The organism is Providencia sp. TYF-12, from assembly GCF_041344805.1.
In the GTDB taxonomy this organism is placed as follows: Bacteria; Pseudomonadota; Gammaproteobacteria; order Enterobacterales; family Enterobacteriaceae; genus Providencia; species Providencia huashanensis.
This window is the reverse complement of sequence record NZ_CP166833.1, coordinates 552,657-575,840: the sequence shown is the minus strand read 5'-3', so window position 1 is coordinate 575,840 and position 23,184 is coordinate 552,657. Positions and strand designations below refer to the sequence as shown.

General features: G+C 44.5%; 20 protein-coding genes. 3 read left to right on the top strand and 17 right to left on the bottom strand.

The features are described 5' to 3' along the window. Positions 1-99: 99 nt before the first annotated feature. Together ABE954_RS02575 and ABE954_RS02570 are read left to right on the top strand one after the other, a co-directional pair. The gene (locus ABE954_RS02575; RefSeq protein WP_042848444.1) at positions 100-873 is read left to right on the top strand and encodes a helix-turn-helix domain-containing protein; all 774 of its coding nucleotides are present in this window, start codon (positions 100-102) and stop codon (positions 871-873) included. Between the two features lie 134 nt (positions 874-1,007). Continuing rightward, complete coding sequence (locus ABE954_RS02570; RefSeq protein ID WP_129466998.1) at positions 1,008-1,628, top strand: flavin reductase family protein; 621 nt, start codon at positions 1,008-1,010, stop codon at positions 1,626-1,628. 59 nt (positions 1,629-1,687) lie between these two features. Here ABE954_RS02570 and ABE954_RS02565 read toward each other — a convergent pair whose 3' ends face one another. The 11 genes from ABE954_RS02565 to ABE954_RS02515 all read right to left on the bottom strand — a co-directional run bounded on the left by ABE954_RS02565 (position 1,688) and on the right by ABE954_RS02515 (position 15,290). Further along, the gene (locus ABE954_RS02565) at positions 1,688-2,311 is read right to left on the bottom strand and encodes an ATP-binding protein (RefSeq protein ID WP_272663757.1); all 624 of its coding nucleotides are present in this window, start codon (positions 2,309-2,311) and stop codon (positions 1,688-1,690) included. A gap of 52 nt (positions 2,312-2,363) precedes the next feature. Next, entirely contained in the window at positions 2,364-4,010 is a 1,647-nt protein-coding gene (locus ABE954_RS02560) for a Na+/H+ antiporter (protein WP_131680239.1), read from the bottom strand. A 295-nt stretch (positions 4,011-4,305) separates the two neighbouring features. Next, positions 4,306-4,794, bottom strand: coding sequence for a MarR family winged helix-turn-helix transcriptional regulator (locus ABE954_RS02555; protein WP_048608822.1), 489 nt, complete (start codon positions 4,792-4,794; stop codon positions 4,306-4,308). Between the two features lie 73 nt (positions 4,795-4,867). After that, complete coding sequence (locus ABE954_RS02550) at positions 4,868-5,623, bottom strand: Asp/Glu racemase (RefSeq protein WP_042848448.1); 756 nt, start codon at positions 5,621-5,623, stop codon at positions 4,868-4,870. Further along, entirely contained in the window at positions 5,620-6,651 is a 1,032-nt protein-coding gene (locus ABE954_RS02545) for a carbon-nitrogen hydrolase family protein (protein ID WP_048608766.1), read from the bottom strand. The genes ABE954_RS02550 and ABE954_RS02545 overlap by 4 nt, the downstream gene beginning before the upstream one ends. Before the next feature lie 9 nt (positions 6,652-6,660). Beyond that, complete coding sequence (locus tag ABE954_RS02540; protein WP_042848451.1) at positions 6,661-7,572, bottom strand: fumarylacetoacetate hydrolase family protein; 912 nt, start codon at positions 7,570-7,572, stop codon at positions 6,661-6,663. A gap of 96 nt (positions 7,573-7,668) precedes the next feature. After that, the gene (locus ABE954_RS02535; RefSeq protein ID WP_042848452.1) at positions 7,669-8,796 is read right to left on the bottom strand and encodes a cupin domain-containing protein; all 1,128 of its coding nucleotides are present in this window, start codon (positions 8,794-8,796) and stop codon (positions 7,669-7,671) included. Positions 8,797-8,825: 29 nt separating this feature from the next. Then, positions 8,826-11,126 carry a bifunctional salicylyl-CoA 5-hydroxylase/oxidoreductase gene (locus ABE954_RS02530; protein WP_225833170.1) on the bottom strand — a complete coding sequence of 767 codons (2,301 nt, stop codon included), beginning with the start codon at positions 11,124-11,126 and terminating at the stop codon, positions 8,826-8,828. Then, a complete protein-coding gene (locus tag ABE954_RS02525) occupies positions 11,123-11,563 on the bottom strand; it encodes a thioesterase family protein (protein ID WP_042848455.1) in 441 nt (146 codons plus the stop codon). The genes ABE954_RS02530 and ABE954_RS02525 overlap by 4 nt, the downstream gene beginning before the upstream one ends. A gap of 9 nt (positions 11,564-11,572) precedes the next feature. After that, positions 11,573-13,081 carry an indolepyruvate oxidoreductase subunit beta family protein gene (locus ABE954_RS02520; protein ID WP_048608769.1) on the bottom strand — a complete coding sequence of 503 codons (1,509 nt, stop codon included), beginning with the start codon at positions 13,079-13,081 and terminating at the stop codon, positions 11,573-11,575. 10 nt (positions 13,082-13,091) lie between these two features. After that, a complete protein-coding gene (locus ABE954_RS02515) occupies positions 13,092-15,290 on the bottom strand; it encodes an indolepyruvate ferredoxin oxidoreductase subunit alpha (RefSeq protein ID WP_042848459.1) in 2,199 nt (732 codons plus the stop codon). A 755-nt stretch (positions 15,291-16,045) separates the two neighbouring features. Between ABE954_RS02515 and ABE954_RS02510 the strand changes: the two genes are divergently transcribed. Then, entirely contained in the window at positions 16,046-17,053 is a 1,008-nt protein-coding gene (locus tag ABE954_RS02510) for an AraC family transcriptional regulator (RefSeq protein WP_042848460.1), read from the top strand. A 68-nt stretch (positions 17,054-17,121) separates the two neighbouring features. On the opposite strand, the gene ABE954_RS02505 is transcribed toward ABE954_RS02510, so the two are convergent. The 6 genes from ABE954_RS02505 to ABE954_RS02480 form a co-directional block, all read right to left on the bottom strand. After that, positions 17,122-18,015 (bottom strand): transporter, encoded by an 894-nt coding sequence (locus tag ABE954_RS02505; RefSeq protein WP_226619005.1) that lies wholly within the window; start codon positions 18,013-18,015, stop codon positions 17,122-17,124. Positions 18,016-18,090: 75 nt separating this feature from the next. Then, on the bottom strand, positions 18,091-19,704 hold the full coding sequence (locus tag ABE954_RS02500; RefSeq protein WP_042848461.1) for an NAD(P)/FAD-dependent oxidoreductase: 1,614 nt from the start codon (positions 19,702-19,704) through the stop codon (positions 18,091-18,093). 3 nt (positions 19,705-19,707) lie between these two features. Continuing rightward, a complete protein-coding gene (locus ABE954_RS02495) occupies positions 19,708-20,490 on the bottom strand; it encodes a cyclase family protein (protein WP_042848463.1) in 783 nt (260 codons plus the stop codon). A 14-nt stretch (positions 20,491-20,504) separates the two neighbouring features. Further along, positions 20,505-21,041, bottom strand: coding sequence for a flavin reductase family protein (locus tag ABE954_RS02490; protein ID WP_226619007.1), 537 nt, complete (start codon positions 21,039-21,041; stop codon positions 20,505-20,507). 14 nt (positions 21,042-21,055) lie between these two features. Further along, entirely contained in the window at positions 21,056-22,300 is a 1,245-nt protein-coding gene (locus ABE954_RS02485) for a styrene monooxygenase/indole monooxygenase family protein (RefSeq protein WP_048608776.1), read from the bottom strand. Between the two features lie 35 nt (positions 22,301-22,335). Further along, positions 22,336-23,121: an SDR family oxidoreductase gene (locus tag ABE954_RS02480; RefSeq protein WP_166687125.1), complete on the bottom strand. Its 786-nt coding sequence runs from the start codon at positions 23,119-23,121 to the stop codon at positions 22,336-22,338. Positions 23,122-23,184 lie beyond the last annotated feature (63 nt).

Here is a 23,184-nt window from a genome sequence, read left to right as displayed (position 1 = left end):
TTTCAGCCAACCATATAAAACATGTGGTTATATCAATAAAAATTGCCTATATTCATAAAACTAACAACAATATTTGAATCTCAGCCAACAAAATTGCCTATGCGAAATATTCCACTGAAAACAATTGATGCGACGCCTCGTGATGTTCTCGCCATTGGAACCGATTACTTACCGAATGTACTCTTGAGCTCTCATGTTCACCGTCGAGCTCAGTTTCTCTATGGTGCTACCGGGCTAATTGAAGTCAGCACCGCAGATGGCGAATGGGTGATCCCACCAGATAGCGGAGTTTGGATCCCCTGTAATACTCCCCATGAAACACGTATGCTGAATGTCAGCACTCGTAGTTTATATATCGAGCCAAAAGCAGCGCCGCGTAGGGGGAATCGATGTGAGGTATTACGGGTATCTCCATTACTTCGTCAGCTATTGCTTGAAGCCGTTGATACCCCGCTCGAATATGACTTAAATGGTCGTGATGGCGCAATGTTCCAACTTATTTTACATGAAATAGCACAAGCGGAGCCGCTTCCTTTCTATGCCCCCATCCCCCGAGATGAGCATTTAGCAACACTGTGTCGTGAGTTTTTGAAATCACCACAAATTACCTCTCTTCCCCAAGAATGGGCAGCAAAACTCCATAAGAGTGAGCGCTCGTTTAGTCGTTTTTTTGGAACTCAAACAGGGTTGTCTTTCTCTGATTGGCGGCAACAAGCTTGTTTGTTAAGTGCAATCACCCATATTTCTGCTGGGAAGTCGATTACTGAAGTGGCATTTGATTTGGGCTATAGCAATGTGGGGTCATTTTCAACCATGTTTAAAAGGTGGTTAGGGCAAAGCCCATCAAGTTTTATTCAACGAATTTCTGGGTAAGCTTGCCTCAGATAGTGCTCAATCCTGAGCACTATCCACTGACTGCTAACTTTATACATTGATTGCCTTTTTCATTTTTTACTCTTACGCCTCCTAATATTATCCGTTAGGATAAAACAAAAAAGGAGCGTGCAATGACCACTCAGTTTTATAGTTATCAACCCACAAAAGGCCACGGGCTTCCTCATGACCCTATCCCATCGCTCATTGGCCCCCGACCAATTGGTTGGATTTCAACTTGTGATAGCCAAGGAAGAACAAACCTCGCACCTTACAGTTTTTTCAATATTTTCAACTACTCCCCTCCAATATTGGCATTTTCAAGTGTTGGTAAAAAAGATTCCGTCACCAATGCGATTGAAACGGGAGAATTTGTTTATAACCTCGCAACACTGGCGCTTGGTGAACAAGTGAATATGAGTAGCGCGACTCTGGCACGTGGTGAAAGCGAATTTGCCTTAACCCAACTATCAACATTACCATCCACATTAGTTTCTCCTCCACGTATTGCACAAACACCCGTATCAATGGAATGCATTGTCACTCAATATCAACAACTTAAACGGGCTGATGGCCAACTGTTAGATACTTGGATGGTAATGGGGGAGGTCGTGATGGTGCATATTGATGAATCAGCCCTACAAGATGGACTATATGACTGTGCAGGGCAAAAACCTCTGCTACGAGCGGGTGGCCCAGCAGATTATTATTGGATAGAACAACAGCAGAACCTAAAAATGTATCGCCCTAAATAACTTAAAATTAGAGTGGTCAATATTGTCTGGCTATTAACCACGTTAGTCCCTTCCCTTTATCAGTAGAACTTACACACTAGTTGCTCACTGCTATCTGGATAGGAAAAGTGCGCCGTAATTAAGTCAAACTGTGCTTCAGAGGTTTGAAATGGGTTTTCCCCTGTTAAATTACGCGCTGCTAACCTTGCTTTACACTTTTGATTATCAACGTTTAATACATGAAAAACATAAGATGCACCAGATGATTGCGCTAAAGATTTCAACCATTGGCGCTGGGTAGGCGTGTTTGCAGGGAAATCCATCACGACGGTATTACCCGCAGCAACAAGGTGCTGAATATGCTTTTCTAGCACTTTTTTCACTAAAGCACTTTTTTCAATATAATCAGATAGTTCTTTAATTTCATTAGGATATAGTGCAGAAAGCCATTCGTCTTCGCACAATAAAATAGTACGAGGCTGTTGCGATAGTGTGTTCGCTAAGGTGGATTTGCCTGATGCGATTTTCCCACAAAGAAAATGCAACTGGGGTTCACTATTAGGGTTACCAAATTCACTACGACGAATCCATTGACCATGCTCATCTTGGCGAAAGCCCTTATTGTCATTCACATGGGAAATAAAAATAGCTTCATCCCATAGTAAGTTCAGTTCTCTTTCCGTCAGTTGATATTTTTTTATCACGCTATTCCTTTTGAGCTAAAAATGGCCCAAGTTTTTACTTGGGCCATTTAAATTAATGCTTTCCTTTTTTATGATGATTAAGAGTTTCTTCTTTTAAATCAAGTTCATCACGTAAACGATGGTAAACACGTTCATTGATATTTTTATTTTTGCGCATTAGGTAAAGCGCTTCACGTTTGGCTTTGAGCGCCGATTTAGACATATCGCGCTCCATTTCAATCATTCTATGTAAATCATAAACATCCGATTCACTTTCATCTGAATTATCAAGTCGCCTACCGTAGATTTCGAGTAGTTGAGCACCAACTTCAGTTCGCATCGCGATTTCATCCACATCTTCTGAAGGGTGGTTCATTAGGTCACGTAAATGTGCCATTGCAGCTTCGTTTAATGCTAAACGAGCACGAATTTCGTCGTTATCGTACGGTAAATCCTGTACTAAGCCTTTGGTCAAAATTGGCAAGGCAATGCTGGCAATTAATAGTGAACATAAAATCACCCCCATTGCTAAGAAAATAGCCACATCACGATTTGGAAATAAGGAACCATCTGGCATCAATAAAGGTAACGTTAAAATACCGGCTAACGTAATCGCTCCACGCACACCCGCTGTCGCCATTACTGCCATCATACGAATATGCATAACATCTGCTTCTTTACCGCGACGGCGTTTATGGAAGACTGTTAAAGTCATCGAGATCCACACCCAAGTAAAACGCAGAATCGCCAATGCAATTGTGATCACAGCAACATACACAAACAACATCCAAGGGTGGCTAGCACCTGCGGCTTCTGCAACTTCAGGCATATTGGTCCACATACCAGGCAACTGTTCGCCAAGTAAAATGAAAATCATCCCGTTTAATGCAGTTTGAACAGTATCCCACACCGCTTTACTTTGCATACGAGTCGCTGCTTGCATTCGGCCTGCTATTTTCTCATAGTGCATCGCAATACCGGCAACAACCGCAGCTAAAATACCGGAAACATGCAGATGCTCTGCCAGTAAGTAAGCAGTAAATGGCATTAGCAAGCTAATCATTATCTGAATTGCCGGCTCTTCCCCTGTGCGTTTAACTAAGAATTGATTTAGCCAACCAATCGCCCACGCAACTAGCAGGCCTATTAAAATCCCACCAAATGCCACAAGTACAAACTGCCCAGCCGCAGAAGCTAGTGAGAATGTCCCAGTTAACGCCGCTACAACCGCAAAGCTAAAACAGACTAATCCAGTAGCATCATTCAGTAATGATTCCCCCTCAAGGATATGCGCCATACGTGAAGGCAATGGGGAGTTCACTGTCATTGCTGACACTGAAACTGGGTCCGTAGGGGACAAAATAGCAGCTAACGCGAATGCGACGGCTAGTGAAATGGCAGGGATTAACCAATGAATAAAAAAGCCCATACCAATAACGGTGACAACAACTAAACCTATGGCTAGCGACATTATCGGTTTAATTTCTTGAAATAAGGCTTCTTTAGGGATACGCCATCCATCAAGGAATAATAAAGGAGGAATAAATAAAAATAGAAATAGATGAGGTTCAAATTCAACGGTAAAACCGTATAAAGACAAGCCAGCCCCTAGTGCTATCTGGATCAGGGGTAATGGAATAATATCTTTGAGCAGTCGTGAAACAAAAACGCTCACAACAACGGCTAATAAAAAAACGAGTACAAGTGTCACTACTGACATTGATTGCTCCATGTTTAGCTAATCATTAATTATCAGTAATGCAGTAAATAGATAAATTGAATCAATGTAAAGTAACTATTAATTATCAGATACAAAAAAAACAAAATTGGGAAATCGCCTAACAATCATTACGTTACAATTTTATTATTTTTTATACCACCTCTTAATATCGCTAATTATCTATTTGATAGATAAAAATAAAAAATGCACACCATAATAAGTTAAGTATTAATATAGAAAATATACCTAAACCATCATTATTAGACTATTGACTGTTCTTTTAAAGATACTTTGTTTATTCACTAGTTTTATCTGTATGACGTTTATCTATATTGTTCCCCTCAAAACTATGGCGCTCAATCAGCTCCCGCAATATTTGCTTAAGCATTTTACTTTTACGAACACCTAGCGGTGCTAAAACAGCTTCTTCATGCTGCTGTGCTGCGATAAGGAGATCATCAACTAATGACATCCCGCTCGATGTCACGCTAACTAATGTTATTCGTTTATCACTACCATTATGGTTATTATGGCGGATCACATGCCCTTGCTGTTCAAGTCGTTGTAGCACACGTGTAATTGTTGGCTGCTTACTCACTGTTTTTTGCGAAAGCTCAGTGATCCCCATAGACCCATTACCTGCTAATGTGGATAACACCCGCCATTCCAATACAGAAAGCCCTTTGGTTTCCACGGTCGCGTGAAACTCTGAAGAGACCAGCATCCAAGCCTGCCCAAGCAGGGCAGGCAAATAATGATCAACAAAAATTTTTGAATCTGGCATTTGCTCCCCTTGATAAGCACTATGCATTAAATCACCGCCCCTCAAAGAGTAACAGAAAAGAGCAATAATTCAGCTAAAACTTACCATTTAGCAATGAACCAAACCCACCAATACCAGTCTCTAAACCCAACTTTTTCAACATCATATACGTGGTAGCCACCGAAGACGATAATACGGGTAGCCCTACGCGGTCTTCAATAAGCTGTATTGACGGTAACGAAGGCATCTGTACGCAAGCGGAAGCCACAATAGCATCCACTTGCGTATTCAATTTTTTGGTGATTTCAACGGGAGCTAGCGGGTTTTGCCGCCCCACATCCAAGTTATCAGGGATTTCTAGTGAAATGCTATCCACCACTTCAATGCCTTCATTTTCTATGTAATCAATCACTAACTGTGTGAGAGGTTTCATATAGGGCGTTAAGATAGACACTTTTTTTGCCCCAATAGCTTGTAACCCTTCCACTAATGCCCCTGCACTAGTTACAACTGGAGCTGGATGGCCATTATCCATGGTACGTTGAAATAAGCGTTTTTCAGAGACCCGATGGTAACCGTTCCCCATGCTCATGATCGCCACTAGGCAAGCATATCCCAGCACATCTACAGCAGCATCTGACAATTCAAGTGCGCAGCGGTCGCTATCTGAATCCATTTTTGCCAATTCGTCTTTGGTGACTTTTTGCATCCTCATACGGCTTGAGTGGAAAGTAAAACGCTCAGCAAATAGAGCTTCCCTAGCCCGTAATATAGCCGGGATCTCCGTTTCCATCGTGGTGTTGGATGAAGGTACAATTTGCCCGATCCGATATGTTCGCACTAAATTCATTGCCCTACCCCCCCAAACGGTTCTTCTGAGCTGGGAAAAACATTTAATTCATCGATATCTTGCCCTTGGTGATTAAAGCGTGCAGCAGTCAGCGGGCGACGATTTACCTGTAAATCAAAAATATCAAACCGATTATAGTGCCCAGTAATATCATGCATTTGCCGTGGCTGAATACAACGATTCAAATCAATCTCACCATACACAATGCCTTCTTTGTCAACCAATGGTTCACCAATCACCCGCCCATCAGGGCCGATAATGCCAGAAAAAGCACTATTAGGCCGCGCCAGTAAGTCACGGGCTTCTGGATGAGAGGCAGACATCGCCTCAATAATTTCCTCTGATACTGTTGAGCAAGCAATAATGGTGAATACTTTGCCTTCAAAACAGTGTGCAGAAGCGCGCAGACGAATAGCATCCGCCATATCGTAATCTTTTGGCGCAACGGGTAAAGCAATATAGCTGGCGATATGCACTAATTCCCCTTGGGCTAATAAAGCAAACCTCGCTAAGGTATTGGTATTTTCCCCACACGCTAGGGCCCCCAATGGCCCAATACTCGTTTGGTGCACTTTTAATGAAGAGGCATCCCCATTGGCCCACGTCAGTTTTTCCGCCCATGTCGGTACCAGTTTGCGATGACGGCCTAAAATTTGCCCCTCATCCGAAATGGTGACTAATGTATTGTACAAAGTCGCGATGCCTGTAGGGCTGCGCTCATTGACCCCAATAACAACGTTAATGTGATGGCGTGCCGCAGCTTGCGCGACTTTTTGAATTTCCGGCCCCGGAACTTCGATTGCCGATTTACACAGTTTTTCAAACCACGGACTGCCGTCAATTGGGTTCATTACCCAACTCCAATACGGATAGCCTGCAATAAAAACCTCTGGAAAAGCCACTAATTTTGCACCGTTATCTGCGGCTTCCTCAATTAACCGACACACTTTATCCACAGTTGCGTCAGTGTCTAAAAAGACAGGAGCCGCCTGTACTGCTGCTGCTTTAAAACATTGAAGTTCTAACATGCTTCCCCCTTACACTGACACAACCGGATGACGCAATTCACCAATGTGTTCAACATAGGCCTCTATCACATCCCCCGGCCAAACCCACTCTTGAGGAGAACGCCCCGCACCAACCCCCTCAGGCGTCCCAGTAGCAATAATATCCCCTGGCTCTAACGTAATACCTTGGCTGATATCTTCAATCAATGTATTCACATTGAATAACATATGACGGGTGTTTGAATCCTGTTTGGTCACACCATTCACTTTTAAGTTCAGGTTTAAATTATGGGGATCAGGGATTTCATCAGCAGTTACAATACATGGGCCAAACGGTGCATAAGTGTCTTGCCCTTTAGAGTAAATCCATTGCCCAGCACGGCGGCAATCACGCGCACTCATATCTATCATCAAGCTATAACCAAATACATAATTGAGGGCATCTTTAGCTGCAACCCTTTTCGCACGAGTCCCAATGACCACAGCAAGTTCGACCTCCCAATCTAATTGTTGGGTGATCTGCCCGTTATGTTCGATAGCATCTCCAGGGCCAATTACGGTCGTTGGCGGTTTAGAAAAAATAACCGGTTGTTTAGGCAATTCTTTCGAAGTATCTAAAGTACGACTAGACTCAGCAACATGCTCTACATAATTTAAACCTATGCCAAAAATATTTTTACGCGGACGAGGAATAGGCGCTAAAATTTTCACATTTTGCACTGGCCATGCCGTACCCGCAGGAAATAACCCTTGGTAGATATTAAGCAACTCAGTACCCACGCGTACGCCTTGAGGGCCTAAATCAATAAAATCCAACATATTATCTGGTAGATATTGCCCCTGTTCTTCAGCTAGACGAGCTAAATCCACGACTTGCTGGTCAACAATAGCCCCTAAACGAGCAGCGGCAGTTACATCAGAACGGTAAGTTATTAAGCGCATATGATTTCTCCTTGAGTGCCACTTAGAATTGCACTCAGTTTCACGTAAAATTAGTTAATTAAAACCAGACAAAATTGTTATCAATAACTCAGCCTGTTAAGAGGCCACCTTTTGGTGCCCATCGTTATCTACTAAGGCTTCTTCGTAATACAGGCCTAAAGACTGCATCACGGGTAAATCATTAAAACAAAACAGACATGCGTCATCCGTTTGTGAAATATTGACGTGTTCATGGAACATCCACGACGGTACGCAGAAAATGTCACGCTCTTGCCAATCAAAGCGCTGGCCATTAATCACTGAATAACCTTGGCCTTTCGCAACTTGATAAATAAAGCTCCCCGTATGGCGATGGGCTTTGCCCACAAACCCCGGTCGTAGCAATTGCATACTAGCCCCAATTGTCGGCATCACTGCCCCTCCCGTTAATGGGTTGGTGTAGTGCATCAAAATGTCATCAAATACCGAGCCATCCGCGACTTTTGCCGCACGACGTAATGCATCGTAAGTTGGCCCCCATTGGTATTTAAATAATGGGGAATACGGTTTATCCCAGCCGATATCATGTGGCCTTAACGCAGTGCCGCCCCACATGCCAACAGGGTAATCAAGTGGGCGTGTCTGTACTTGGTGTAAATCAGGGTGAACTTTATAGAAACCGGCTTCCATGGCATTAACCAATGGAATATCAAGGCCATCTTGCCAAATGCACGGTAAACCATCTTCCGCTACCCCATGCTCATGCCATGTGCCGTTAGGTGTGAGTACAAAGTCGTTAGCTTCTAGCATCATTTTCTGCCCTTCTACGATGGTATAAGCACCACGACCTTCCATAATAAAACGCAACGCCGAAGAGGAATGAGCATGAGCAGAAGCGGCTTCTCCGGGATGCATGACTTGCAGACCGGAATACAACCACCCCACGGCGGCCGCCACATCTTGACGACCGGGGTTATTCAGGTAAATCACACGACGCCCTGCTTTTTCTGGGGTCACTAATTCCACCGAACGCAACACATGCTCACGTAGGTCACGGTAACGCCACAAAACTGGCACAGAACTAGACTGAGGTTGCCACGGCTCTATTTTGTTTGCGACTGTCCATAAAGCGCCAGTTTTTAGTGCATCCAGTTGTTGGTAATACGCGACAAGTTCAGGGGTGTCAGCTACATCAGCTCGACCCGCCACATTTTCACGATATTGGTCATGGGACTGTGTTCTCATGCTATTTTCCTCTTCATTTGCCAACGCTCTTAGCGTGACCTCAACGATTGGGTAAGCTGTTGGCGCCCGTATTCATACGCTGCTGGCCACTGTGTTTCCCAGCCATAGCGAGCACATTCATGTAATAACCATGCTGGGTCAGATAACAATGGACGCGACAATGCACATAAATCTGCCCGCCCTGCTGCGATAATGCTGTTAACTTGGTCAGCGTCGGTGATCGCCCCAACGGCGATCACCGGGACCCCGGCTTCGTTACGAATGCGGTCAGCCATTGGTGTCTGGTACATCCGGCCATATACCGGCTGCTGTTGCGGCGAAACCTCCCCTGAAGAACAATCCACCATGTCGACTCCCACTTGTTTCATCGCACGAGCAATTTGCACCGCATCATCTACAGTGGTCCCCCCGTCTACCCAGTCGGTACTGGAAAGACGTACTGACAATGGTTTTGACCACACTTGGCGTACTGCGCTGATCACTGCCAATGGAAAACGCAGGCGATTTTCTAACACCCCGCCATACACATCGGTACGTTGGTTGGTTAATGGAGAAATAAAGCTCGACAGTAAATAACCATGACCAGCTTGTAATTCAAGCCAATCAAACCCTGCTGCCTCAGCACGCTTGGCAGCAGCGACAAATTGGTTAGTTATTATTGCCATTTGTGCTTCAGTAAGTTCTGCCGGTGTTTGTGAAATATTGGGTAAATACGGTAGAGCAGAAGCAGAAACTAGTGGCCAGTTCCCTTCTTTCAGAGGGTGATTTTCATTTTCCCAACCACGCTGAGTTGACCCTCGACGCCCTGCATGACCCAATTGAATACCAATTTTGGCACTGGTATTTTGATGTATAAAAGTCGTTATGCGCTGCCAAGCCGAGACTTGCTCGTCATTCCATAACCCAGCACACCCCTCAGTGACACGTGCATCTGGGGCGATAGCCGTCATTTCTGCCATGACTAACCCTATTCCTCCTAACGCACGGCTCCCTAGGTGTACCAAATGGAAGTCTTCAACCACGCCTTGATTGGCGCTGTATAATAAGGTCGGTGAAGCCACCACACGGTTACTCAAGGTAACCCCACGTAACTGATAAGGTGTCAGCATTGGCGGTATATTGACTGGCGGTGTGACACCCGCTTGCGCAGCGAACCACTGTTCGTATTTTTCCAGCCAAGGAGTATCACGAACACGCAAATTTTCATGGGAAATACGTTGAGAGCGCGTTAACAAAGAATAAGCAAACTGCTCGGGAGCAAGGTTTTCATAGCGGCTAACATTTTCGAACCACTCGGTGGAATTACGCGCCGCATTCTGAATTTTCAGGACTTCCACGCTACGTACTTGCTGATAATGTGCTAGCCCATTGCGTAAATCACCTTTTGCAGTTTTCAGGCTTTCACACAGCTCAATCGCATCTTCTAAGGCTAATTTGGTGCCTGAACCGATAGAAAAGTGCGCAGTGTGAGCCGCATCCCCCATTAACACGATAGGTACATCTTTCCCTGATGTTGGTTGAGTCCAGTGTACCCAGTTATCACAAATGACCCGCGGGAAACGGATCCAAATTGCTGCGCCACGTAAATGCGCAGCATTAGCCATCAATTTTTCCCCTTCAAGCCATGGAGCAAACAAGTTTTCACAGTAGGTAATCCCATCTTCTTGCGACATCTGGTCAATACCTGCTTTTAGCCAAGTTTCTTCTGTCGTTTCAACGATAAAGGTTGATAACCCTTCTTGAAATTGATAGGCATGAACTTGGAACCAACCGTGTTCATTTTCGGCGAATAGGAAGGTAAATGCATCGAAAATCTTTTTAGTACCTAACCAAACAAAACGGCAACGACGCGGGTCAATATCTGGTTTAAATACCTCTTCATAACGCGTACGTACCGCGCTGTTAATACCATCGGATGCAATGACTAAATCGGCTTGGTACTGACGGGCGATGTCTTGATCGTCCGTGACTTGAGTTTCGAATACTAGCTCGACACCTAGTTCAAGGCAGCGGTCTTGCAAGATATTGAGTAATTTTTTACGCCCTATACCAATAAAGCCATGCCCCCCACTGCGGTGGCAAGTCCCTTTGAAATGCACATCAATGTCATCCCAGTGACTGAATTCCGCAGCAATGGTCTCTGCCGACTCAGGGTCTGCACGGCGTAAGTTATGCAGTGTTGCATCTGAAAATACGACCCCCCACCCAAAAGTGTCATATGGCCGATTGCGTTCCACTACCACAACCCGATTTTGAGGATTTTGCCGTTTCATCAGTAACCCAAAGTACAAGCCTGCAGGCCCACCACCAATACATACAATATTCATCATATTTCCCCTTTTGCGCTTACGGGTTGTTGAGCAGTTAACGCCTGATACAGAATGTCGGGTATAGGAATAGCTTGATGTGTCACTAGCGAGGTGGTGACATAAGTTTGTGTCACTTGCATGCGTAATTCCCCCTCTCGCCCTATGCAGCGCTGACGTAAGGTCAAAGATTTGCTACCAATACGTTCGACATGAAGCTCTAGCATCACTTCATCCCCCATACGGCTAATCGCGGTAAACTCAGCGTCTAAGTGCACGGTCGGCAACCCAAACCGTTGTTCAAGGATATAACCGGCAAACCCTTGAGGAATGAGTTCATCAAACCAGTGTTCAAGTAGGTTGTTAAACATCACAAAATACTGGGGATAAAAAACGATCCCAGCAGGGTCACACTGCGAAAAATGAATTTTATGTGGTCTAGAAAATTTCAGTAAGCTCATGATTTACCCTTAATTTATAGCCAGCCGTTGGCGACATTTTTCTAATTCTTTTCCATGTTCATCAGCCAATGCAGCTTCACGCAGTTCCCGCAAATTAATTGGCGCTAACTTGCTACCCTGCTGGGCAACGATATCCATTAATATTTGGAAATTACGCAACCCTCGAGCATGTGTATCGCTATACCCCTTAACCACACGCTGGCACTGCGTAATTTCTGCAGCTAGTGCAGGGTTGGTTTGTGCAGCCTGAGCCACTAGCTCTAGCCACTTTTCAATCCGTTGTGTTTCAAGTTGATAACGTAACGTCGAACGCCGTCCTTTTCGCCAAGCAGCTAATAGATACAACTGTAAAAAGCCAAAGAAAGAACTGGTAGTGATGGTGCGCCCTTTTTCTGTCACTTTGCGAAGCGCTTTGTGTAACCAATGTGGACGCATTAACCAGCGACCTAAATTTTTGGGAAGCGTTTCGCAGATTTCTTCAATGCGTGGATGCATAAATTCATTGATATTCAATAATTGGTTATCTTTTGCCTGTACTTCATCGCGTACTCGCGCAAATCGGCTATCACGGATTTTCAGGTCAGCCACACGGATGGTGTCCTCATAAGACATCCAAAGGGCCAAATGGCGTGCAAGTGCCCGCTGTAACCGCTCATCTTGGCCACCATTTTGCGCAAACAGGTTATTAAGGCGATTCAAGTACAACGTGGCATAAGCAGGGTCTTGGTAATCAATAAGCCGACGGATGCCTTCGGTGACCAGATAATGCACATGAGGAGAAAATTCATTTTCGACACGCGCTAGTAACGCTGAAACTTGCTTGTTTTTAGGTGTATGTATCACGTTTTGTGCTGATGGCGCTTGGTAAGGCTCTTCCGGGTGTACTGACTTTTCAGCACCTAATGCGAAAGCACGCAAGCTTGGTTTTACACCGACGCCACCACGAACAATCGTTTCCTCAAATTGCGTGCGGCTAAAGGGTAAGACCCCTGAACCAAACAACGCACCAAATAGAACCGCGCTGATGACACTGCCTGTATCCTGTGCCGCTTGTGACATATCAAAATGAATAAACTGGCGGGCAGATGAACTTGCGTGACGAATAAGTGCTTGGCTATCAACGCGCCCATCTCCCATCGCTGACTTTTCAGCAATTGAGTAAACACGGTGTGTCGAGCTGATTAAGGTCGTCCGTTCTGGTGTAACAAAACCCCGTTGAACTGCTCTGCCCGCTTCCATTAACTCAGAAGCCAGTACTACATCAACATCACCCGGCATAGGCATCAGGGCTAAAACTGGGCGTGGCGTTTGTAAGTTATCTGCGCCAGGAAATAACTCGACATAATAAATCGTCGCTCCCGTACGCTGGGCAACACCAGGTACTGAAGTTGTTTGCGCAAAATAACCATTTTCTTCGCCTAGATTGACTATCCAATCCGCAAGAACTCCGCCACCTTCACCACCCATCGCTAAAATCGCTATTTTGATGGGCTGCAATGCTATTGAGGATGAAAGCATTTATTCCCCCTTAAAAACTGAATTGTTCACGACGACGCGAATCACGACGTTGTAAATAACCAATAAACCAACCACGAATACGGTGGCATAGCTTGTCCCAGCCAGTTGGATTAGTGATAATCTGGGCTTTAAAAAATGAAGGGCATAAAACAGCGGCATGAGAAACCTCACCGCATAAGCCGCAGCCCACACAGCTATCCATTACTGTTGCAACTGGGTCAGTTCTCAATGGGTCTTGGTTGGGCTTGATGGATAAAGATGGGCACCCTGATAAACGAATACAGGAGTGATCTCCCGTACATGTATCAGGGTCGATACCGAAACGTTCACGCACGACTCGTTTACCCGCAGCAACATCAGTACGAACCTTTTTCTTTTCACGTCGCTGTTTATTCAACATACATTCGCTTTGTGCAATGAGAACTTTTGGCCCTTTCTCATCAGTAGTTAAAGCTTCACGTAATGTGTTAGTCATGGTTTTCAGGTCATAAGTGTGTTTAATGGTTTTAACCCAATTCACACCGACCCCTTTCACGGCCTTTTCGATTTCATGGCCCGTGCTACGCGTTGGGTTTAAAGCGGTTGATGAAAGAATATCTTGTCCACCCGTTGCTGATGTATAGCTGTTATCAACAACAATGGTTAAATTATCACTACGATTAAACACGCTATTCGCAATACCACTGGTTAAGCCGTTATGCCAAAAGCCGCCATCACCCATAACTGAAATAGCGCGCTTCCCTGCTTTTGCATTCAAGGCCGCAGCACCCGCACCTCCCAGCCCATATCCCATGGTGGTATTACCTAAATTAAAAGGAGGCAGTATGGAAAATAAATGGCAACCAATATCTGCACTGACATGGTGTTCACCCAATTCACGTTCAACCAGTTTCATCGCAGTAAAAATAGGCCTTTCTGGGCAGCCAGTACAAAAACCGGGTGGGCGTGCATGTACCGAGCTATCTAATGTTGGCTCTGCTGCATTCACATATTCAGGTAGAGGGTCATCAAGCTGTTGAGTGGCAATGTTAATGGTTGGAATACGGATTTGCTTTGCAGCGGCTTTAACTTGAGGCTCAATTTTTCCGTAATGTTCAAGGAAAGAACGCAAGCCAGCAAGCACAGTCGCTGTATTGTATTCACCTGCCATCGGCAACATATCCTTGCCATGTAATTCAATATCAATATTTCGTTGGCGTAGGATATTTGCTACGTTTTGCTCTACAAAGTTCGGTTGCCCTTCCTCTAGAATAAGAATGGCCTTTTTATTGCGGCAAAAACGCTCAAATTCATCATCAATTAGAGGATAGGCCACATTCATCACGTATAACGGTATTTGGCTGTTACCAAAAACATCCGCTAATCCAATTTGGTTTAAAGCGCGGATCAACGTGTTATAGCACCCCCCTTGTAATGCAATGCCCACATCTTCTGCGTCTTCAGCAAAAAATTCATTCAGCTCACGCTGTTGGATAAATTTAATTGCAGCAGGCCAACGTGCTTCAATTTTTTCTTTTTCGTGCAAGAAACTTGCTGGCGGCAAAACAATACGGCTAACGTCTCTTGTCGGGTTTTCGAGGGCATCTTTTACGGTAAATTTAGGGTGTTGATTATCAGAGCAAATGAATTGCCCATGAACATGGCAAGAGCGAATACGCATCTGTAACATGACAGGCGTATTACTCGCTTCAGAAAGATCAAACCCATCTTTTACCGCTTGAACAATAGATGGCAAATTAGGACGAGGGTCAAGTAGCCACATTTGAGACTTCATCGCGAAAGCATGGCTACGCTCTTGCATAATAGATGAACCTTCGCCGTAATCTTCCCCAACAATGATCAGTGCCCCACCCAGTACCCCGCCAGAAGCTAGGTTTGCTAGAGCATCAGAAGCGACGTTAGTACCCACAGTTGCTTTAAAAGTCACTGCTCCACGAAGAGGATAGTTCACGGAAGCCGCGAGGGTTGCGGCCGCCGTTGCTTCACTGGCACTGTTTTCAAAACGTATTCCATACTCAGATAAAATATCTTGTGCGTCAGCAAGTACATCCATTAAGTGTGAAATAGGCGCACCTTGGTAGCCAGCTACATAAGAAACACCTGATTCCAATAGTGCTTTTGTGACAGCAAGAATGCCTTCACCACTAAACGTTTCCCCTTGCCCTTGTCGTAATTTTTCAACTTCTTGTATAAACGATCGCTCAGCCATTTTTACCTCACCCGTAAACGTCAGAACGTTTTTATCTTTTTTGTGTTTCTTTCTTGTATCCTTTTTGTTAATGAAAGGTCAATCCATGATTAATCATGGATATTAGATTTATGCAGAGAGTGGATAAGGCTTGCAGATAGGGGACAAATCGCCAATGAAAACAACTAGAAAATACTCTTTTTCAGCAAAATAACTGAAAAGAATTAACCTCAAAAAATAAATTGATGATGCAAAAATAATATAATTGCAGTAAATAACCCCTATAAAAATAAAGGCATTAGCTATTTAATTCAACATAACAAAACTAAATAGATAATTAATTTGATAAATTCACTAACCGATAGATAAATAGAAACAACAATATGATAAATCATGAATAATTAGCTAATTAAATTATTAAAATAACGTTATATTTTATATTGTTAGCACCATCACAATAACCACATAGTTTCTATTTTTTTGCATTTTTTGGATAGTTTCTGCACGTTTTTAGCTAGGTAAGGAAAACTGTTTATGCTATGTTCAATTCACATTTGGTTAAAAAATAATTAATGAGATGTTAATTAAAAATGGAATATAACTGCTTTTATCCTGAATAGTGGATCACTCTTCTCTTAAAAAGAAGTGTCACATCATTAATCGTATACAATAACCATTTGAATTAATTTATAAAAAATATAAAAAATGATAACAATGCAGCTAAAGATTGACCAAATATGAAATAAAGCTGAAAAATAATTTTGGAGGTACCTCCGATGTTGAGCAACTCGTGGCCCCATTCACCTGCACCTCAGATTGAAAATCAGCTCTGTTCTTCCGAGCGCTTATTGTTTACATCCGCAGATCCCGAAGAGATCAAGTCCATGGTTGGTCGGGTGATGAAGCCCCATCAGTTTCATTTACTCAACCCACATCAACGCCTTGATGCCCGTATGCATTATATTCCCATGGGGGATATTTCGCTGAGCCGTCTACGATATGGCGCTGATGTTACTATTGCTCCAGGGCAACTGCAGGACTTTTTCCTAGTACAAATGCCGTTGTCTGGCAGTGCGACCATTGAAAGTGGCGGAAAATGTATAGAGTCCACACCACAAATGGCATCGTTACTTAGCCCAGAAGAATCAACAACCATGCGTTGGAATAGCGATAACGATCAGTTTATGTTGCGTATTTCTCGCTCCTTACTAGAACGGTCTTTAGTTGGCCAGCTAGGACACACTTTAGATAAACCATTAGTTTTTCAGTTGGGTTTTGCATGGCAATCCTGTATTGCATGGCGCACCTTAATGAATTACTTAATTGAATGTGCTACACGTACACCGGATCTACTACAACATAAGTTGATCACCACACAAGTTGAGCAATTGGTTTCTGTCACTCTTCTCTCCACCCAAGGCCATAACTATACTGAAGATTCTGGAATGCGCAGAGCCACAATCCGTCCTCGCCATGTCAGGCGTGTGCAGGAATACTTAGAAGCTCATGCCCATGAACCTATTACAGTTGAGCAACTAGCCCACATTGCGGGAGTCAGTTTACGTAGCTTATATGCTGGCTTTAAAGAGTTTTTAGATATTAGCCCAATGCAATATCTACGCGATTTACGAATGGAACGGGTAAGAGCCGAACTGCTTTCTGGGGAAGCGACCAGTGTCACGGGAGTCGCATTACGTTGGGGATTTGCTCATATGGGACGTTTTAGTGCGGAATATAAACAACGATATGGTGAAACGCCGAGCCAAAGTCTGAAAAAAGCCTAAATGATGTCTTACACAAAGCCCTACATCGCTATTTTAACACGGTGTAGGGCTTTAATTTATTATACTCGTTAGAATGGAATGGCCGCTTTTAAATAAATTTGCGATCCTTCTGGGCGGTTTCTCACTTCAAAATCTTTTTCCCATTTAGCCGTAAATAACCAGCCTTGAGGGTTGGCATAACGAATGGATGGCCCTATCGAATAGGCTCGGGCTTTTCCTTGTGCTGAATTTGGCCCACTATCATTTGTTGTTTGCATAAAAGCATACCCGCCAATCCCTGCAACCCAACCATTTCCAAAGCCCCAGCCTAAGCCATAATCAGCATGAAATGCTTGGCCTGAACGTGTTTTTGTATCGTTATTACGGAAGTTAAAATCATACATCATTTTTAAATCGGCATTCACACCAACTGGGGGAATATAACTTATTGCCCAGACAGGCTGTAATGCCCAGTAATTTTTCCCCAGACTTGATGGGTCAGTTTTACTGTATTTCCCTGTTGGGGCGTAGGCATCTAACCCCACCACATAGTGTAAATCTGCCGATGGATGAAAACCTAAGGCTGGTCCAAATGTCACATCGCCAAGGCCACGGCTGTTGTCTTTCTGACCTGCTGCCTTTGCGGTAACATCCAATAATGGCACAATCGTATGGAAAGCTAAGTCACCACCAAACACTTTTTGGTCTGTCACCCAAATCAGCCTTGGCGCTAATACATTCACATTTACACTAAAACCCGGCACAGGGATTTTATCCCCTTTGTTATCGCGAATACTGTCATAATGCGCATTTCCACCATATATCAGTACATGGACACCTTGTGGTGGTAGCGCCCCTGACATAAAGTTTTCGAGACCATCGGGATAAACACCTAATCCACCACCTTCGGTAGCGACCGCACCAAATGAAAGAATACTGAGACACGAACCTGCAACAAGCCTACTGATTATTTTTGTTTTCATCATATTTCCTGCCATAGTGGGTTGTCTTACTGTGTGTGCTTTGCCTGCGATAGTACAAATCCATTGCTGATTTATTTATGTCCTACGTTTGACTGCCAATTTTTGTGCAACAAGGTAACCAGAGCCACCACCAAGCCCGGGGCCGGGATGTGTTGATGCGCCAATATGAAAGAGATTTTTTACTGCTGTTTGATGTGCTTTTGTTTGCCCCGTCGCCGCAAAAGGGCGTAACCAAAAGAATTGGTCTGGTGAGCAAGTCCCTGAGTAAGGATCACCGCCGACGAGATTGCAGTTATAGCGTTCAAGATCAGCTGGAGAAATCGCTTTACGGCCGACAATCAGTGAAGAGAACCCCGGCATAACTTGTTCTAAACGCTGCTGTATCCGATCAGCTACTGCTTCACGCACTTGCTCATTCCACTTTCCATCTTCTGGAATTGAAATTTCACCAGCACTATCACCTTTTAAGGTGCGAGGAAGCTCCTGCATTTGAACCCATAAAATCCACCCTCCATCGGGGGCCCTGCTTGGGTCAAGCGCTGTCGGCTGACCAATACCAAACGTCGGTTTATCAGGTAAGTAACCGTTATTCGCTTGGGCCACAGACAAACAAACCTGTTCCATACTTTCCGTAAAATGAACCAAAGGAACATGAAGAAGCTCAGGGTTACACCAAGGAGGAGGAGCACTCAGTGCAAAATGGATTTGCATCCCCGCACGCCCATAACGATAACCGTTTGACCTTTGCTTTATTTGTGGGGAAACATTATCAAGCAATACGCCATATAACTGAGTCGGGGTAACGTTGCATATCACGCTCTCTGAAGCGCTAATGTCCTGCCCATTAGCCCTAACCCCTGTTGCTCGGCTATTCTTCCCAAGGCCTTGAGTAATAATTTTTTCAACGTGCATCCCTGTTTTGAGCTGCCCACCATGGGCTTCGATAACCTTCGAAAACGCCTCAACAATGCGCTCGCTCCCACCTTTTACAACAGGCATACCACCAGCAACTACCGCTGCAAATGTGAGTTTCCCAATTAGCGCAGAACTCGCTTCATCAGGCCCTAACCCTGTATGTAATACCCAAGGCGCCATTAAAGCTCGGCTAAAATCATGTTGTAGCTCACGCTCAGACCAACGGCGAAAGCTTTCTATTCCAGACTTAGCAAAATCCAATAACCCATCTACACCTCGTTTGCGCCATTGCGAAAATAATAATTTCAACATGCCCGCACTGTATGGGTTTTGCCCTAATAAACCAAATGTCAGTGCTGCGTCTTGGTTAAATAGCGTCTCTGCCATTTTACGAAATGCCGTACCGTCTCCCGGTGCTAAACTATCAAGTTGCTTTGCTGCTTCAGCAATATCGCGCTTTAATGCAACAGACTGACCATCTGGCTGAACTAACCCTGTCGAATAATCACATTGGCAAAACTCTAAACCATATTTTTTTAAATAAGGTTCGAGTTCCTGATAACCGGGACTGCCTACGAATAACGAATACCAGCAAGACAGTAAGTCGTGGGTATACCCCTCAAATAAATTTTCAGTACGAATGCAGCCCCCTAAGCGGTCATTACGCTCTAGAACCAGTACTGATTTACCGCGTACCGCCAATAAGGCGGCACACATTAATGAGTTCATCCCGCTGCCAACAACAATGACTTGAGGGTGAGAGTGTGTTGTCATAAATCACCCCACCAGCGCTAGTACACGTAATGGGCTACCTGAGCCCCCTTCAATTTTTAAAGGAGCGGCAACAATGACGACGCCAGTTGCAGGTAATTTATCGAGGTTTTTTAAACATTGCAGGCCATATTTATTGCTGCCATGCATCAATGTGTGACAGGGATATGCAATTGGCCAGCGATAAGATTGCCCTGCATCAGTATTAATAGTCTCAACACCAAACCCTTTCACATCACGCTCATGAATAAGCCACTCAACCGCTTCTTGCGATGGTCCGGGTGTGTGTGCACCATCTTCGTGCATATTTACATATTCCACAGGGTTATCGGCCTTTTTTGACCAATCCGTCCGAAATAATACCCATGCCCCTTTTGGGATTTTGCCGTGTTTGTGTTCCCATTGTTGTAGAAACTCTACCGTCAGTACCCAATCTGCATTGTTAGCCACTTCTTGGCTGGCATCGACCACAACCGCTGGTGCCACAAAATTTTCGACAGGGATCGTATCTACGGTATTATTGGCTTGGTCTTTGCCGCTTATCCAATGAATAGGTGCATCAAAATGGGTTCCTGTATGTTCCCCACAACTAAAATTATTCCAATACCACCCAGGGCCGTTATCATCGTAGCGGGAAATTTGTTCCATACTAAATGACCATACTTGCCCAAATTGTTCGGGTAACTGCAAGGCAGGAAACGATGGGGATAATGTCTGCGTCAAGTCAACAACGCGAATATTGCCCTGTTGCAATTCTTTTACGAATGTCATCAATGCTGGCTGGTTCATAATCTCTCCTACACCTAAAGGGCTTCATGTAAAGCGGTAAACGTGCCACCATGGAAAACCAGCGGCTTACCTGTCTCACTGCTAATCCGCCGAACATGTCCCACCATTAATAGGTGATCACCGATATGGTCTTGTTTATGATTTTCGCAAACTAAGGTGGCTATCGCGCCATGTAGCGCGGGGACACCTTCTGGCGTTACATGGGTCGCCACATCTGCAAATTTATTTTCGATGCGTGGGTTAGCAAAACGCATGGCCAGTTCTTGGTGCTCTTTACCTAAAATATTGATAGTGAAATGACGGCAATCACGAAACACAGATAAATTTGGTGAATGGTTAACTAGGCTCCATAACACCAATGGTGGGTCGAGTGATAACGATGCAAATGAGTTAATTGTTAACCCAACGTCACGGCCATCCTCTGCACGTGTGATCACAACCGCGACCCCTGTTGGATAACAACCGAGTAAATTGCGCAAGGCTTTAGGTTCAAATTCGGTATGGCCCCATTCCCTATCACACATGAATGTATCCTCTGCAATCATAGACATATTGGACTCCCCTTTTAGGCTCGAGCTTCTTCCATCATTTGTGATTGGATGTAAGCCTCGCAAGCTGCCCCATCTTTCCACCAAGGAAATAAGACTGGTGGGTAGTTGAATGCATTAGCGATAGTATGTGAGAGAGATGGCAACTGTTGAGCGGCATCCAAGAGATGTAAAATATGCGGTTCAGGAGGAGCCAATAAAGAGTTTGTCCACTCAACAACATAGCGACCATATTTCCAGAATTGTTCGAAAGTGTCGTTCATCCACTGGGCGGTATAAGGTTTATCTCCATGCGCTAAGATAGCGTCATAGTAAACTTTGCTGGCTTTCGTCGCATTGTTTGAACCTTGCCCTGTCAACGGGTCATTGGTGACTAGCGCATCACCTAAGCCGAACACAATTTTACCTGATGGCAGCGTTAACACGGGCTTACGCACTGTCGGCGCAAATCGTCCCGCTAAAATACCGTTATCATCCGTTAGCTCAATGTTATGGCAGCGCTCCCCTTCCCATGGTAAATAGGTGTTAAGGATCTTTTTACTGTAAGCCAAATGTTCTTGGGGAGTACGCGCCTCGTTCCATTGGTCCATTGGCCCACCGGGGACCCCTTCAAAGACCATAATGTGGCAATCACCGCTGTTCGTCAGAGAAGGGAATACGAAATATTCACCAACTCCAGGGATCAAGTTAAATGAAACTTGTGAATATTCAGGGGTTGGTAACATGCCGTGGACATAGGTCAATGCCAAAGCTCGCTGAGGTTTATCATACGGCGAACGGGTTTCATCACGCTCAAGGAGCTTGACTATTTCACCTTTGCCCCCTGCTAATATTACTAAATCATGGGTTTCCGCTAGGCGTTCGAGCTCTGCAATACCCACATCTTCAATACGTAAATTACCGCCACGAGCCGCAAATAGCTCCATCCAATATGGCATTTTGATACGCTGATCAACGGCTTGCGCATAGTTATCTAAGCGAGACCGCCATGTGATGGCTTTTTCACCCGCTTTTTCTGGATGTGGAACCGTAAAACCAATACCTTCAACGGGTGGGCAATCTTCTTCCCAAAAATTTAGCCCTAAATCACGCTCAAATTGTAGTGAAATATCGAACATGCACTGGCTCGACATCACACGGCCTTTTTTCACATCATCTGGAGTACGGTTTGTTGCAACTGTGACTTCATAGCCTTTATCGAGCAAGCCTAAAGCTAATGGCATACCCGCTTGACCACCACCTACGATAGCAATACGACGCATAGTATTTTCCTCTGCAAAGTCTTTAATATGGTGTCTTATTCAGCAAGACGGGGAATTGCGGGTTTAGCCTGTTCGGGTCCCATAGCCGAGTAACCGCCATCAACGGCGTAATCTGCGCCAGTGACAAAGCTCGCTAGGTCAGAAAGAAGGAACGCGACAACTTGAGCAACTTCTTCAGGGTCGCCAACGCGTTTTAATAAGTGGTAATCCGCAGCTACGCGGTCTGTTTTTTGCCGGTTGCCCCCCGTTATTTCATCCATGACACGAGACCAAGTCCAACCCGGTGACACAGAGTTCACACGGACCCCGTCCTGCGCATAATCCATCGCTTGGCTACGAGTGACCTCTAACATAGTGGCTTTAGATGCGGGATATAACCAACGACCAGTTTGCGCAACGCTAGAAGAGATACTGGTGAAATTAACTATCGCCCCTTTACCCGACTTCACTAAATGAGGTTTGGCAAACTGAGCCGCCATGACGGCACTGACAACATTAATATTTAAGGCAGTTAGCCAATCTTGCCTTGTGGATGACTGGCCTTCATCAAGATAAGTGGCGGCCAGATTAACTAAAAAATCGAGTTGACCATATTTTTGCGCAACACGGTCAATTCCCTGCTTAAGCTGCTGATCATCGGTAATATCTACTGGAAGAAAATCAATATTCGGCTCATTTTGAACAACTTTTTCACCATTCACTGCATCAATATCAAAAATAGTGACCGTCACGCCGTAATCGCTCAATATTTTCGCCACGGTTGCACCAATTTTGGTCGCACCTCCGGTAACGATGGCAATTTTACTATTTAAACCTCTCATCTTCGGCATCCTCTTTTTTACTCTCATTTAATTACAATGATTTCACAAAAAATTAACCTGACG

Coding starts and splice junctions, on each gene's coding strand:
- ABE954_RS02495 (WP_042848463.1), bottom strand. CDS start 20,490: ATGAACCAGCCAGCATTGATGACATTCGTAAAAGAATTGCAACAGGGC.
- ABE954_RS02540 (WP_042848451.1), bottom strand. CDS start 7,572: ATGCGCTTAATAACTTACCGTTCTGATGTAACTGCCGCTGCTCGTTTA.
- ABE954_RS02535 (WP_042848452.1), bottom strand. CDS start 8,796: ATGAGAACACAGTCCCATGACCAATATCGTGAAAATGTGGCGGGTCGA.
- ABE954_RS02525 (WP_042848455.1), bottom strand. CDS start 11,563: ATGAGCTTACTGAAATTTTCTAGACCACATAAAATTCATTTTTCGCAG.
- ABE954_RS02555 (WP_048608822.1), bottom strand. CDS start 4,794: ATGCCAGATTCAAAAATTTTTGTTGATCATTATTTGCCTGCCCTGCTT.
- ABE954_RS02530 (WP_225833170.1), bottom strand. CDS start 11,126: ATGATGAATATTGTATGTATTGGTGGTGGGCCTGCAGGCTTGTACTTT.
- ABE954_RS02560 (WP_131680239.1), bottom strand. CDS start 4,010: ATGTCAGTAGTGACACTTGTACTCGTTTTTTTATTAGCCGTTGTTGTG.
- ABE954_RS02575 (WP_042848444.1), top strand. CDS start 100: ATGCGAAATATTCCACTGAAAACAATTGATGCGACGCCTCGTGATGTT.
- ABE954_RS02515 (WP_042848459.1), bottom strand. CDS start 15,290: ATGGCTGAGCGATCGTTTATACAAGAAGTTGAAAAATTACGACAAGGG.
- ABE954_RS02480 (WP_166687125.1), bottom strand. CDS start 23,121: ATGAGAGGTTTAAATAGTAAAATTGCCATCGTTACCGGAGGTGCGACC.
- ABE954_RS02520 (WP_048608769.1), bottom strand. CDS start 13,081: ATGCTTTCATCCTCAATAGCATTGCAGCCCATCAAAATAGCGATTTTA.
- ABE954_RS02490 (WP_226619007.1), bottom strand. CDS start 21,041: ATGTCTATGATTGCAGAGGATACATTCATGTGTGATAGGGAATGGGGC.
- ABE954_RS02550 (WP_042848448.1), bottom strand. CDS start 5,623: ATGAATTTAGTGCGAACATATCGGATCGGGCAAATTGTACCTTCATCC.
- ABE954_RS02510 (WP_042848460.1), top strand. CDS start 16,046: ATGTTGAGCAACTCGTGGCCCCATTCACCTGCACCTCAGATTGAAAAT.
- ABE954_RS02500 (WP_042848461.1), bottom strand. CDS start 19,704: ATGACAACACACTCTCACCCTCAAGTCATTGTTGTTGGCAGCGGGATG.
- ABE954_RS02505 (WP_226619005.1), bottom strand. CDS start 18,015: ATGAAAACAAAAATAATCAGTAGGCTTGTTGCAGGTTCGTGTCTCAGT.
- ABE954_RS02570 (WP_129466998.1), top strand. CDS start 1,008: ATGACCACTCAGTTTTATAGTTATCAACCCACAAAAGGCCACGGGCTT.
- ABE954_RS02485 (WP_048608776.1), bottom strand. CDS start 22,300: ATGCGTCGTATTGCTATCGTAGGTGGTGGTCAAGCGGGTATGCCATTA.
- ABE954_RS02545 (WP_048608766.1), bottom strand. CDS start 6,651: ATGTTAGAACTTCAATGTTTTAAAGCAGCAGCAGTACAGGCGGCTCCT.